At 72.4% G+C, this 12,226-nt stretch carries 13 protein-coding genes; 5 read left to right on the top strand and 8 right to left on the bottom strand.

Annotation, left to right across the window (positions count from 1 at the left end; genetic code table 11):
• Positions 1-66 precede the first annotated feature (66 nt).
• The 5 genes from ACKUU6_RS01295 to ACKUU6_RS01275 form a co-directional block, all read right to left on the bottom strand.
• Positions 67-564 (bottom strand): hypothetical protein, encoded by a 498-nt coding sequence (locus tag ACKUU6_RS01295; protein WP_407986487.1) that lies wholly within the window; start codon positions 562-564, stop codon positions 67-69.
• Entirely contained in the window at positions 561-1,637 is a 1,077-nt protein-coding gene (locus ACKUU6_RS01290) for a beta-ketoacyl-[acyl-carrier-protein] synthase family protein (protein ID WP_407986486.1), read from the bottom strand. The genes ACKUU6_RS01295 and ACKUU6_RS01290 overlap by 4 nt, the downstream gene beginning before the upstream one ends.
• Positions 1,634-1,882 (bottom strand): acyl carrier protein, encoded by a 249-nt coding sequence (locus tag ACKUU6_RS01285; protein WP_407986485.1) that lies wholly within the window; start codon positions 1,880-1,882, stop codon positions 1,634-1,636. The genes ACKUU6_RS01290 and ACKUU6_RS01285 overlap by 4 nt, the downstream gene beginning before the upstream one ends.
• The gene (locus tag ACKUU6_RS01280) at positions 1,879-2,142 is read right to left on the bottom strand and encodes a phosphopantetheine-binding protein (RefSeq protein ID WP_407986484.1); all 264 of its coding nucleotides are present in this window, start codon (positions 2,140-2,142) and stop codon (positions 1,879-1,881) included. Before ACKUU6_RS01280 ends, ACKUU6_RS01285 begins: the two co-directional genes overlap by 4 nt.
• Before the next feature lie 73 nt (positions 2,143-2,215).
• Positions 2,216-3,517 carry a class I adenylate-forming enzyme family protein gene (locus ACKUU6_RS01275; protein ID WP_407986483.1) on the bottom strand — a complete coding sequence of 434 codons (1,302 nt, stop codon included), beginning with the start codon at positions 3,515-3,517 and terminating at the stop codon, positions 2,216-2,218.
• 303 nt (positions 3,518-3,820) lie between these two features.
• Here ACKUU6_RS01275 and ACKUU6_RS01270 point away from each other — a divergent pair, with 303 nt between their 5' ends.
• Genes ACKUU6_RS01270 through ACKUU6_RS01255 form a run of 4 tightly spaced genes read left to right on the top strand, consistent with a single transcriptional unit; the run spans position 3,821 to position 8,013 of the window.
• Positions 3,821-4,906: an alpha-hydroxy acid oxidase gene (locus ACKUU6_RS01270; RefSeq protein WP_407986481.1), complete on the top strand. Its 1,086-nt coding sequence runs from the start codon at positions 3,821-3,823 to the stop codon at positions 4,904-4,906.
• Between the two features lie 56 nt (positions 4,907-4,962).
• A complete protein-coding gene (locus ACKUU6_RS01265) occupies positions 4,963-5,733 on the top strand; it encodes a class I SAM-dependent methyltransferase (RefSeq protein ID WP_407986480.1) in 771 nt (256 codons plus the stop codon).
• Positions 5,734-5,782: 49 nt separating this feature from the next.
• Complete coding sequence (locus ACKUU6_RS01260) at positions 5,783-6,730, top strand: alpha/beta hydrolase (protein ID WP_407986479.1); 948 nt, start codon at positions 5,783-5,785, stop codon at positions 6,728-6,730.
• Positions 6,727-8,013, top strand: coding sequence for a PLP-dependent aminotransferase family protein (locus ACKUU6_RS01255; protein ID WP_407986478.1), 1,287 nt, complete (start codon positions 6,727-6,729; stop codon positions 8,011-8,013). Before ACKUU6_RS01260 ends, ACKUU6_RS01255 begins: the two co-directional genes overlap by 4 nt.
• 56 nt (positions 8,014-8,069) lie before the next feature.
• Here ACKUU6_RS01255 and ACKUU6_RS01250 read toward each other — a convergent pair whose 3' ends face one another.
• The 3 genes from ACKUU6_RS01250 to ACKUU6_RS01240 form a co-directional block, all read right to left on the bottom strand.
• Complete coding sequence (locus ACKUU6_RS01250; protein ID WP_407986477.1) at positions 8,070-8,825, bottom strand: ABC transporter permease; 756 nt, start codon at positions 8,823-8,825, stop codon at positions 8,070-8,072.
• Positions 8,826-8,919: 94 nt separating this feature from the next.
• Positions 8,920-9,876: an ATP-binding cassette domain-containing protein gene (locus ACKUU6_RS01245; RefSeq protein ID WP_407986476.1), complete on the bottom strand. Its 957-nt coding sequence runs from the start codon at positions 9,874-9,876 to the stop codon at positions 8,920-8,922.
• 81 nt (positions 9,877-9,957) lie between these two features.
• Positions 9,958-11,163 carry a glycosyltransferase gene (locus ACKUU6_RS01240; protein ID WP_408649619.1) on the bottom strand — a complete coding sequence of 402 codons (1,206 nt, stop codon included), beginning with the start codon at positions 11,161-11,163 and terminating at the stop codon, positions 9,958-9,960.
• A gap of 121 nt (positions 11,164-11,284) precedes the next feature.
• Between ACKUU6_RS01240 and ACKUU6_RS01235 the strand changes: the two genes are divergently transcribed.
• A complete protein-coding gene (locus tag ACKUU6_RS01235) occupies positions 11,285-12,217 on the top strand; it encodes a 3-oxoacyl-[acyl-carrier-protein] synthase III C-terminal domain-containing protein (protein WP_407986474.1) in 933 nt (310 codons plus the stop codon).
• Positions 12,218-12,226 lie beyond the last annotated feature (9 nt).

The raw sequence follows: 12,226 nt of genomic DNA, 5'->3' as shown, positions 1-12,226 counted from the left end.
CCGGTGGCCATGCCGGTGAGATGAGCCGCTGGCGGGCAGCGGCGGAGGCTGGTGATGTGGTGTCAGTCAGGCGGTGAGCAGTACGGCCACGGCCTGGCCCGGGTCGGCGGGGTCGGCCTGTTCGGCGGCGATCAACAGGAGCTGGTCGGCGTCGCCGTCGGCCAGCAGCAGGGACGCCAGTTCAAGGGCGTCGGGTGGCACCTCGCCCGGTACGGGGACGATCGGTGGGCTGGTGGCCACCACCGGGCCGGTCAGGTTCCAGCGGGCGGCGAGGTGGCCGAGTACCGCGTTCGGGTTGGACTGGAAGAACAACAGTGGTGGTACGCGGCGGTGGCCGGCGGCTGCCGCGCCGATGGCTCGGGCGGTGCCCAGGTCGCCGCTGGCGCTGGTGAGCAACAGTCCGGTGCGGCCGGGTAGTTCGCGGTCCCAGGTGCGGAGGCAGCGTTCGGCGGCGGCTACGATGAGTGGGTTGAACGGGGAGTCGGTGAAGCCGGGCAGCCGGGGCAGGGCGGTGTCGCCGGGCTCGGGCCAGCGGCCCTGCGCCAGCACGCGGAGAACGCTCATGCCGCAGCCACCAGCAGTGCGGTGTTGGCGCCACCGAAGGCTGAGTTGAGGCTCAGCGCGTACCGGAGCGCCCGCGCCCCGGACCCGACCTGCCGAGGCTCGTTCAGCACCAGATCCAGCGCACACTCCGGATCCGGCCCGAGCCACCCCGCGTTGACCGGCAGCAGGCCGGCCCGCAGTGCCTCCACGGTCACCACCAGCTCGAGCAGGGCCGACGCCTCCAGGGCATGCCCGTGCACCGACTTGCTGGAGCTGACCGGCGGCGGGTTCGGCCCGAAGACCGTGTGCAGCGCGCGCACCTCCGCCTGGTCCGCGAGCGGTGAGCCGGTCGCGTTCGCGTTCACGTAGTCGATCTGACCAGGAGCCAGCCCGGCTCGGCCGAGTGCCGCCCGGATGGCCCGGGCGAGCCCTGAGCCGTCGGGTGCCGGGCGGCAGACGTGGTAGCCGTCGCCCGCCCGACCCCAGCCCGCCAGCACGGCCAGTACCTCGGCGCCGCGCCGGAGTGCCACCGCCTCGGATTCCAGCACCACAGCCACCACGCCGTCGCCGAGCATGAGCCCGCTGCGGCCGGCGCTGAACGGCCGGGCCGTGCCGTCCCGGGCCAGTGCCCGGCCGGCGTCGAAGACCGCGAAGGTGTCCGGTTCGACCAGGTAGCCGGCCGCGACCAGCACCCGGTCCTGCCGTCCGGTGACGATCAGGGCCGCGGCGTCGGCCACCGCCGTACCGGCCGCCACGCAGGCCCCGGTGTACACCCGGCCCGAGCCCCAACGCTCGTGCACGGGTGCGCAGTCGGCAGCGGTGACCGGGTCGCCGTGCCGGGCCAGCAGGAGTGGACCGCCGGGCACGCCCGCCTGGTCGGTCGCCTCCGTCAGTACCGTCGTGATCGCTTCGCCGAGGACAGGGGAGCCCGGCGCCAGCGCGGCCCGGCGGGCCTGGCGGTGCGTCACGTCGAAGCGGTCGACCGGCCCGAACCCCGGCGTGCCGTGCAGGGCGGCGGCGAGCAGCGGCCCGATCCCGGCACCGAACGCGGAGCGCACTCCGACTCCCGTGACCGCGACCCGGATGCCGGTCATGGTTGCCCACGTCCGGCCGGGCCGACCGCACCCCGCAGCAGCTCGACCGCGTCGGTGACCGTACGGACCGCGTCCACCGCCTCGTCGGGCAGCTCCAGGTCGCCGTAGCGCTGCTCGAACTCGGCGATAAGCCAGGTGAGTTCGAGCGATCCGAGCTGCTCCTCGACCGTCTCGGGCGGACGGTCGTGGAAATGCGCCAGTACGGTCAGCACCTCCGCCCGGTCGGGCAGCGGCGCCCTGGTCACGCCGGGGTACCGGCGGCGGCGAGGCGCTTGGCCACGTCGGCGGTGAACTCGTCCAGGGTCATCAGCGCGGTGCCCTCCATGTCGTCCAGGTCGAACTTCACGCCGTACTCCTCCTCGACCTGGACGGCCAGGTCGGCCAGCGCGAGTGACTCCAGGTCGAGACCGGCCGGGCCGAGGTCGGTGTCACCGGTGGCCTCGGAGACGTCGTAGTTCATCGCGGTCAGGGCGGCGAGCACGAACTCGCGGATGGCGTCCTGCATCGGGGGCTCCGTTCAAGGATCGATGGGAGGTGAGCGACTCCCGGGCATGGCCCGGGGCGGTGGTACAGAGGGGTCAGCGCCCGGTCAGTGCCGCCGCGCGCAGCCCGGCCGGGTCGCGCAGCAGCTTGCCGGTGGCGGTCCGGGGGAGTGCCGGCAGTAGGGACAGCCGCCGGGGGCGTTTGTAACCCGCAAGCCGGAGTTCCAGCCCGGCCCGGATCTGTTCGGCCCCGGCGCCGTCGGCCGGGACCAGGTAGGCCGCGACCGCGCCGGACTCGAACACCACCACGGCCTCCCGGACTTCGGGCAGCGCGGTCAGGGTGTGCTCGACCTCGGTCAGGTCGACCTTGAGGCCGCCGATCGAGACCTGGGAGTCCCGTCGGCCGAGCACGGTGAGCAGGCCGGTCGCCCGGTCCAGCTCGGCGGCGTCACGCGTGTGCAGCCATCCGTCGGACCAGCGGCTCGGATCGGTGAGCCCCAGGTACGGCGAGTCGGCCCGTGCGATGTGCAGTTCGCCGTGCTCGATGCGCAGTTCGAGACCGGGTACCGGCCGGGTGCCGGGGTACAGGGTGCCGGTGAGATCGGCGGCGATCACACCGAGTTCTGTCATCCCGTACATGGTCCCGAGCGGCACGCCGTACCGTTCGCCGATCGCCGCGGCCACGCCCCGCCTGGTCAGTTCCCCCGCGACGATGATGCGGGTGAGCTGGGGCAACGGGCGCGGGACGCGGACCCCGGCGAGCAGTTCGGCGTGGAACGGTACCCCGATCACGGTGGTCGGGGAGCCGTCCTCGGCGATCGCGGCCAGGATGCCGGCCGCCGTCATCCGTTCCGGCAAGTTGAGTCGGACCCCGCTGTGCAGGCTGTGCAGCAATCCGCCGACCAGGCCCAGGACATGGACCACGGATGAGAGCAGCACGGTCCGCTCGCCCGCCTGTGGGAAGCCGGACAGAGCGCGGTAGCAGGCGAGTTCGCGGAGCAGGTCGGTGGCCGTCCGGGCGATCACCTTGGACGGTCCGGTCGAGCCGGAGCTCAACTGCACCAGCACGTGCGGCGATCGGGCCGGTCGGCCGTCGGGTAGCGGGACGGCGACCGGTTCGATCTCGCTGAACCCGCGCAGCCCCGAAGCCGGGTGCCGGTCCGCCTCGACCAGTACCTGCGGGGCGAGCCGGGCCAGCGCCGCCGCCACCTCGTGCTCCGTCAGCCGGTGGTCCAGCAGGCAGACCTGGCCGCCCAGCCGCCAGGCGGCGAGCAGGGTGCTGACGTAGCCGAGCGAGGGCGGCAGCCGGATGGCCACCGTACCGCCGGGCGCGAGCCCGGCGGCGGTCAGTCGCGTCACCTGGTCGGCGACCAGGGAACGCAAGTCGGTACGTGTCACCGGCTTTTCGAACCGGAGACACTCTTCTTGACCGGGACCGGCCAATAGGAAGTGCTCGACCCAGGCTTCCGGTGGTCCGGAATGCGGGGGCGGAGAGCTGGGGAAACCGGTCAACGCCACTCCACGAATGGGGGAGACAAAGATGGCAGTCGGTTCACTTTCAGCGGCTCGGAATTCCGCGTTCCCCGACCCTGGCACAGACGATTGGATCGGGTCAAGGTCTATACCAATGAGGGATCGGGCCCCTACGCTGCCGAGCCGGGAGCGGCCCGCACGCGGTCGCCCGGGAGGGTGTGGCAGCCGATGGATCCGCTGACCTTACGGGAGATCGAGGAGGACGCCCGTAGGCGGCTCCCGGTCGCGATCCGGGAGTTCATCGACGGGGGCAGCAGCCAGGAACGGACGCTGGCGGGCAACCTGAGCCAGTACGGCAGATGGGGCTTCCGCCCCCGCGTGCTGGTGGACGTCTCGACTGTGGACCTGACGGTGGACCTGCTCGGCAGCACGCTCGCCGCGCCGATCGGGGTGGCCCCGATGGCCTACCACCGGCTGGTCGACCCGGAGGGCGAGACCGCCACCGCCCGGGCGGCCGGGCGGCACGGACTGCTCACGGTGGTCGCGATGTTCGCCAGCCGGACGGTCGAGGAGATCGCCGCCGAAGCCACCGGACCGCTCTGGCTCCAGCTGTACTGGCTGCGTCGGCGGGACGTGCTGGCCGGTCTGCTGGAACGGGCCGAACAGGCCGGCTACCGGGCGCTGCTGCTGACCGTGGACGCCCCGAGGATCGGCCGTCGGCTGCGCGACCTGAGGAACGGGTTCGCCGTTCCACCGCAGGTCAGGGCGGTGAACCTGGAGCCGGAGCTGATGACGTCCACCGGCCGTTCGGCGGTCGGCAGGTCCGCGATCGCCACCCATGCCGAGGAGCAGTTCGAGACCACGCTCACCTGGTCGGACCTCGCCTGGCTGCGCGAGCGGACCAGCCTGCCGCTGGTGCTCAAGGGCATCCTGACCGCGGAGGACGCCCGGCTGGCGGTCGGGCACGGCGCGGATGCGGTGGTGGTCTCCAACCACGGCGGCCGCCAACTCGACGGCGCCGTGCCCACCCTGACCGGCCTCCCCGAAGTGGTCGCCGCCGTCCCGGCCGACTTTCCGGTGCTGCTGGACGGCGGCGTCCGCTCCGGCACCGACGCCGCCACCGCGCTGGCGCTCGGTGCCCGGGCGGTGCTGGTCGGTCGCCCGGTGCTCTGGGGCCTGGCGGCCGGCGGTGAGGCCGGGGCGGCCCGGGTGCTCGGGCTGCTCCGGGACGAACTCGAACACACCCTGGCGCTGCTCGGCCGCCCCCGCCCCGGCGACCTCGACCGCAGCGCCCTCGCCGATCTCGGCGTCTGATCCGCGCTCATATCCCGCGGATACCTCGTGCATATCCAATGAAAGGCGGTACCGCAGTGGACAGGTTCTCCGACTGGGACTGGGAGAATCCGGAGGAGCTGGCCGTCCGGATGGAGGAATTCAGCGCCGGAGTGGCGGACTGCGAGAAACTCGAAGCGATATCCGGCACACTTCCGCACAGCCGCGAGGATTTCCTCGCCCTGGGCCTGACCGGAATCGAGTTCGCCGCATTCAAGACCGCCCACCCGCAGGGTCTCGGCACCGATATCACCCCACTCACCGGCCCCGGGGCCACGACCGAGCCGGGCACCCTCTACCGGGTCGACGGTGAGCGCTGCTTCACCCAGCTCGACATCTCCCGGCCGCTGCCGTTCGCCGATGCCAGCGTGGACTGGGTCTACGCCGAGCACCTGATCGAGCACGTGCCGCTCCCCGTGGCGCTGGGCTGGCTGCGCGAGTGCCACCGGGTGCTGCGCCCGGGCGGCGTGCTGCGGATCACCACCCCGGACCTCCGGCGCTACCTGGCCGGCTACGTGAACGACGACGGCTTCCTTGGGAGGCACCGCCGACGGCTGAGCATGCTCGGCTTCGGGCCGCCCATGCCCGAGCGCAAGGCGTTCCTGGTCAACCAGATCTTCCGGTACTACGGCCATCAATGGATCTATGACCAGGAGGAGTTGGAGTACGTGTTGGGTGAGGCCGGTTTCGGCCCCGAGGCGGTGCAATTGTGCGCCTATCGTGAAGGCATGCACACCGAGATTGCAGATCTCGACACCGCGTTCCGCAGCGACGAGACGATCTATGTGGAGGCGTGCCGGCGAACCTGACGAATGGTCAGTCGGAATCCCTGTACCCGAAAGGAGGTTGAGCGGCATCATGCCACTCGACCCACAAGTCCTGGCGCTCCGGGCCCGGCGCGCCGAGGCCGGTACACCCCCCCTCTACACCCTGACCCTGGACCAGGCGAGGGCTGCCGACCTGGCCGCCGTGCAGGCGGCGGGTGGCACCCCGGAGCCGGTCCACTCGGTCACCGAGCTGGAGGTCCCCGGCCCCGGCGGATCGCTCGCCATGCGGCTGCACCGGCCGCACGGTGGCGCCCGACTCCCGGCGCTGGTCTACCTGTTCGGCGGCGGTTGGACGCTCGGCTCGCTGGACACCTGTGACGCGATCTGCCGCCGGCTGGCCAACGCCGCCGGCTGTGTCACGGTCTCGATCGGCTACCGGCGCGCCCCCGAACACCCCTACCCCGCCGCCGTCCAAGACTGCTACGCGGGCACCGCCTGGCTGGCCGAACACGCCGCTGAACTGGGCCTGGACCCGGACCGGATCGCGATCGGCGGCGACAGTGCGGGCGGTAACCTGGCCGCCGCCGTCACCCTGCTGGCCCGCCGCGCGGGCGGCCCCGCGCTCCGCCACCAGCTGCTGGTCTATCCCAACACCGCGTACCGGGCGGACACCGCCTCGGTTCGCGAGAGCGAGGACCCGCTGCTGTTCAACCGGCACTCGGTGGACTGGTACTGGAGTCACTACCTCAAGGTCGAGGCGGACGGTGACGACCCGTTGGCCTCGCCGCTGCGCGCCGACGACCTGTCGGGACTCCCGCCGGCCACTGTGATCACCGCCGAGTACGATCCGCTCCGGGACGAGGGGGAGGCGTACGCCGCCGCGCTGACGGCGGCAGGGGTGCCGGTGCTGGCCAGGCGGTACGACGGCATGGTGCACGGCTTCTTCGCCATGGCGGGCACCCTGGACTCCGGTCGCGCCGCCCAGGACTGGGCGGCGCGGCGGCTGCGGGCGGCCTTCGGGACGGGCGAGCCGGAGTGACCCTGTACCTGGACCAGTTGCACGGTTCGCTGGCCGATCCGCTGCTGGACTCGATGACCTTCCTGAACGAGATCACCGACCGCCACCCGGAGGCGATCTCGTTCGCCCCCGGGCGCCCCTTCGAGGGCTTCTTCGAGACCGATCGGGTGGCCGAGTACCTGGACGTCTACGTGGAGCACCTGCGCTCGGAGCGTGGCCTGATGGAGGACCAGGTCCGCAGCACCCTGTTCCAGTACGGCCCCACCAAGGGCATCGTGGCCGAGCTGATCGCCCGCACCCTGGCCAACGACGAGGGACTGGCGGTGGCCCCCGAGGCGCTGGTGGTCACGGTCGGCGCGCAGGAGGGCATGGTGCTGGTGCTGCGCGCCCTGTGCGCCGACCGGGACGACGTCCTGCTGGTCAGCTCGCCCTGCTACGTCGGCGTCACGGGCGCGGCCCGGCTGCTGGACATCAGCACCGTGCCCGTGCCCGAGGGCGATCCGGCGGCGGTCGTGAACGCCGCCCGGGCGCTGCGGGCCGAGGGCCGCCACCCCCGGGCGCTGTACGTGGTGCCGGACTTCGCCAACCCGTCCGGGGTGAGCCTGCCCACGGCGGTGCGCCGGGAGCTGCTGGCCGCCGCCCGCGCCCAGGGCCTGGTGGTGATCGAGGACAACCCGTACGGCTTCTTCACCCGTACCGGCCGCACCCGGCCGACCCTGAAAGCGCTGGACGAGCACCGAGTGGTGGTCCACCTGGGCTCGTTCGCCAAGACCTGCTTCCCCGGTGCCAGGCTCGGCTACGTGCTGGCCGACCAGGAGGTGGTGGCGCCGGACGGCGGGGTGACGCTGCTGGCCGACCAGTTGGCCAAGCTGAAGAGCATGACGACGGTCAACACCCCGGCGCTCAGTCAGGCCGTGATCGGCGGTCTGCTGATCCGGCACGACTTCCGGCTGCGGGCGGCGAACGCCGCTGCGGTCGCCCACTACGCGGCCGGACTGAGCACGCTGCTGGCCGAGTTGGAGCGGACGTTCCCGGCAGCCGAACGGGCCGCCGGGCTCGGGGTGAGCTGGAACCAGCCGGAGGGCGGCTACTTCACCGTGCTCTCGGTGCCGTTCCGGGCCGACGCGGCGGCGGTGCGGCGGTGCGCGGAGGAGTACGGCGTGCTCTGGACGCCGATGGCCGACTTCTACCCAGGCGGCGGCGGTGAGCAGCGGCTGCGACTCTCGTCGAGCAGCCTGACGGTCGCTCAAGTGAGAGAAGGAGTAAGGAGACTGGCGGCCTTCATCCGGGCCGAAGTCGGATGAAGGAACGCGGGAGCGGGGCGGGGCCGACCGGCTCCGCCCCGCTCCCGCGCCTGTAGTCAGCGCACCCGCTCCGCGAACAGCCGGGCCGACCACCAGACCGTCACCACGGTGAGCACTGAGACGATCAGCAGGCTCTGCCAGACCGAGCTGTCCCCGAGCCGGCCCGCGAACAGGGCGCGCATGCCCTCCACGGCCCAGTAGAAGGGGTTCCACTCGGCGATGGACCGGAGCCACTGCGGCGCCAGCGCGAGCGGCAGCAGTACGCCGGAGAGCAGCGCGATCGGCTGCGCCACCGTGTTCACCACCGGGGCCAGCGCGGCGTCGCTGCGCACCAGCAGCGCCAGGCCGTACGAGATGGCGGAGGTCATCAACGCCAACAGGGCGAGCAGCAGATAGGCCAGCAGCAGGTTGAACGGGCCGACCGAGAGGCCGAACGGCAGCGCCAGCAGGGTGATGATGACCGCCTGTGCCAGCAGCGCCAGCACCTCGCGCAGCGCCCGGCCGAGCAGCAGGGCGAGCCGACTGACCGGGGTGACCCTGGACCGCTCGATGATGCCGGCCCGTAGCTCACCGAGGAGGCTGTAGCCGGTGAACAGGCCGCCGAAGATGACCAGGACGGCCAGCAGTCCCGGCACGTAGATGCGGTACGCCTCCTGGTAACTCCCGGCTCCCAGGACCTGCTTGAGAAGGGGCGCGAAGAGCAGCAGGTAGAACAGCGGCTGGACCACGCCGACCACCAGCCAGATCGGCGTACGGACCATCAGCAGCACCTGACGCTGGAACACCAGCCAGGTGTCGCGGGCAAGCTTCATGGGACGGTTCTCCGGCTTCGGACGGCTTCGGACGGCTTCGGGCGCGCTTCGGGCGACGTCGGACGGCGTCGGACGGGCGTCGAGGTGGGCCGCGTCAGGCGAGCGAGCGCCCGGTACGGGCCAGGAAGACGTCGTCCAGGCTCGGGCGCTGGAGTTGGACGGTGGCGGGCACCACGCCCGCGCCGTCCAGGGTGCGGAGCAGATGCGGGATCGCCGAGGCCCCGTCCCGGACGTAGAGCCGCAGGCCGCCGTCCTCGGGGGTCTCGACCCGGTGCAGTCCTGGCTCGCCGCGCAGGGCCCCGGCGGCCTTCTGCACCAGGTCGGCGTCGGTGAGGCCGACCAGGACCACGTCGCCGGAGATCTCCTGTTTGAGCTCCTCCGGGGTGCCCTCGGCGACGATGCCGCCGTGGTCGATGATGCCGATCCGGTCGCAGAGCGCGTCGGCCTCGTCCAGGTAGTGGGTGGTCACGAAGACCGTCATGCCCTCGCCGCGCAGCCGCCGGATCTCCTCCCAGACCTGTGCCCGGGCGGCCGGGTCGAGGCCGACCGTCGGCTCGTCCAGGAACAGCACGGCGGGCGAGTGGATCACCCCGAGCGCGATGTCCACCCGGCGGCGCTGGCCGCCGGAGTACGTCCGGCAGTGCCGGTCGGCGAACTCGCCGAGCTCGAAGGCGGCGACCGCCCGCTCGGCGCGCCGCACGGCCTCGGCCTTGCCGAGGCCGTGCAGCCTGGCCTGGTGGACGAGTTCCTCCCGGCCGCTGACGGTGTCGGTGGTGCCGCCGCCCTGGGCGACGTAACCGATCCGTCGGCGTACCCCGGCCGGGTCGCGGCGCAGGTCGGCGCCTGCGACGGTGGCCTCGCCGCCGCCCGGACGGATCAGGGTGGCCAGCATTCGCAGCGTGGTGGTCTTCCCGGCGCCGTTGGGTCCGAGGAAGCCGTAGATCTGGCCGGCGGCCACGCTGAGGTCGAGGCCGGTGACGGCATCGACCGTGGTGGCCTGGCGGCCGTTGCCGGACTGGTAGGACTTGCGCAGCCCCGTGGTCTCGATCAAGCCGGAACTCCCGTACTGGGGGGGGCTGGTCAGGGGAGGGCCCGAGGGCGCCTCAGGGCGGCCGCGATCGGGTACTGCGAGTCACCCTAGGGGCTGCACGGACTCCGGAACAATGGTCTGGACCAACCGGTTTCCATTCTGACGGGCCATCAGGGCCAGCTGCTCAAGCCGGTCAACTGCCGTGCGTGCGCCACCCTTCGCGCGGAGTTCCGCACCGAGCCGCTCCGCCCCGGCGCGCAGGGCCGGTTCGTCCAGGGCCCGGCGCAGCGCCTCGGCGATCTCGGCCGGGCTCGCCCGCTCGAAGGGGATCCGCAGCCCGGCTCCGGCGGCGGCCACCCGCTGCGCCACCAGCGGCTGGTCGTGCCGGATCGGCGCCAGCACCGGCGGCACGCCGTACGAGAGCGCCTCGCCGGTGGTGTTCAGGCCGCCGTGGCCGAGCACGGCCGCCACCCTGCCGCCGGCCAGCAGGTCCAGAATCGGTGCCCGCTCCACCGTCACCGTGCCGTCCGGGAACTCCGGCCAGAGCTCGCGCGGTGCCAGTACGACCGCCTGGACGCCCGGCCCGAGCAGGTGCAGCGCGGCGGCGGTCCGGCGCAGGAAGTCCGCCGTCAGCTCCTCGGCCAGGGTGCCCAGGGAGACCAGCAGTTGGCGCCGGGTCAGGTCCAGCCGGTGCCAGGGGAATTTCGGCTGGGCCGGGCGGTCGGTCAGCACCGGGCCGACCAGGGCGAGAGCACCCCCGGTCCCGCCGGCCTGGGATTCGCCGGCCAGGGATTCGCCGGTCAGCGCGAGCACCAGGTCGGGGGAGAAGCGCGGGTCCAGGTACTGCTCGGCAGGGAGCCCGGCCCGCTGCCAGAGACCGCGCAGCCGCTGCTCGATCCACGGCTCCAACTCGGGGAACGGCCGCCCCAGCTCCATCAGCCCGGGCGCCAGCGAGGCCCAGCGCAGGCCGTGCCGGTATGCCGTCAGGGCGCCCGCTGGAGTGTGCTGGTCCACCACCAGCACATCGGGCCGCCGGCTGCGGACGGCGGCGTCCAGCGCCTTGGCGGTGAACCGCGCGTACGGCACCACGAAGCCGTCCCAGAGCGAGTGCACGGCCGCCGGGCCCGAGCCGCCCTGCGGGCGGAACAGCCGGGAGCCGGTGCCCAGGATCTCGCTGCCCGGGTCCAGCAGCTGCCGCAGGGCGGGCTCCGAACCGGTCCAGACCACCCGGTGGCCGCGGGCCAGCAGCTCGCGGCCTAGACCAATTGTGGGAAGTACGTGTCCGGTCAGTGGCGGCACAACGAGCATGAAACCACTGGTCAGAGGGGTATGACGAGCCATCAGGGAGGTCTCCACCTGCTCGGGGGCACCCGCGTTCGGAGCGGAACGCATCTTGTGCCGCTCGCGGGGCGTGGGAATACTAGCCCGGGTGACCGCACTGGAGGCGGTGGCCGTCCACCTTCCCGACCTTGCCGAGCCCGTCGAGGCGGTTGGGGAACGGATCGGTCTGACCCCGCGTCAACTCAAGCTCTTTCGCCGCTTCCACGGCCTGGACCAGGTGCGCCTGGACCCGGACGGGACGCTGCTCGACCTGCTCACCGGCGCCCTCGGCGCCCTGACCGAACTCCGGGGACGGGAGCACAAGGTCCGGTACGTGCTGCACGCCCGCAGCATGCCGGTCTCGACGCCCTACCCGGCCAACCCGCTGCACGAGCTGCTCGACCGCTTCGGCCTCGGCCACGCCAACGCCTTCGCGGTCACCCACCACGCCTGTGCGGCAGGTCTGCTGGCCATCGACCTGGCGGGCAGACTGCTCGCCGCCGAACCCGACCCGGACGCGCTGGCCCTGGTGCTGACGGGGGAGAAGACCTTCACCAGGGACGCCCAACTCGTCCCGGAGACGGCGATTTTCGCCGAAGGCGCGGCCGCCTGCCTGGTCCGGGCCGGGGGCGGCCGGGATGAGGTGCTCTCCTACGCCGTCCGGCAGCTCGGCGAGTTCGACGGCCGGCTGGCCGAGGATCCGGAGCTGCTGGCCGAGTACCAGCGGGTCTATCCCGAGGCGATGGCCGAGGTGATCCTGCAGGCGCTCGACCAGGCCGGGATCGGGCTGGACCAACTCGCGCTGGTCCTGCCGCACAACGTCAACAGCGTGTCCTGGCGCGGCCTGTGCCGTCGTCTGGGCTATCCGGTGGAACGGGTGGTGCTGGACAACGTGGCCTCGGTCGGGCACAGTTTCGCCGCAGATGCTTTCATCAATCTTCACACTGCCACCGCGCGGGGCCTGCTCCGGCCCGGTGACCGCTACCTGATCGTGGCCTCCGGTCTCGGTGCCACCTTCTCGGCGATGGCCGTCCGTCACTGACGGGACTTC

The sequence above is a fragment of the Kitasatospora sp. CMC57 genome (genome assembly GCF_045866025.2).
Taxonomy (GTDB): Bacteria; Actinomycetota; Actinomycetes; order Streptomycetales; family Streptomycetaceae; genus Kitasatospora.
Note: the sequence above shows the minus strand (reverse complement) of the source record. Positions and strands in the feature narration are given on the sequence as shown.

Coding starts and splice junctions, on each gene's coding strand:
- ACKUU6_RS01290 (WP_407986486.1), bottom strand. CDS start 1,637: ATGACCGGCATCCGGGTCGCGGTCACGGGAGTCGGAGTGCGCTCCGCG.
- ACKUU6_RS01260 (WP_407986479.1), top strand. CDS start 5,783: ATGCCACTCGACCCACAAGTCCTGGCGCTCCGGGCCCGGCGCGCCGAG.
- ACKUU6_RS01270 (WP_407986481.1), top strand. CDS start 3,821: ATGGATCCGCTGACCTTACGGGAGATCGAGGAGGACGCCCGTAGGCGG.
- ACKUU6_RS01295 (WP_407986487.1), bottom strand. CDS start 564: ATGAGCGTTCTCCGCGTGCTGGCGCAGGGCCGCTGGCCCGAGCCCGGC.
- ACKUU6_RS01240 (WP_408649619.1), bottom strand. CDS start 11,163: ATGCTCGTTGTGCCGCCACTGACCGGACACGTACTTCCCACAATTGGT.
- ACKUU6_RS01280 (WP_407986484.1), bottom strand. CDS start 2,142: ATGCAGGACGCCATCCGCGAGTTCGTGCTCGCCGCCCTGACCGCGATG.
- ACKUU6_RS01250 (WP_407986477.1), bottom strand. CDS start 8,825: ATGAAGCTTGCCCGCGACACCTGGCTGGTGTTCCAGCGTCAGGTGCTG.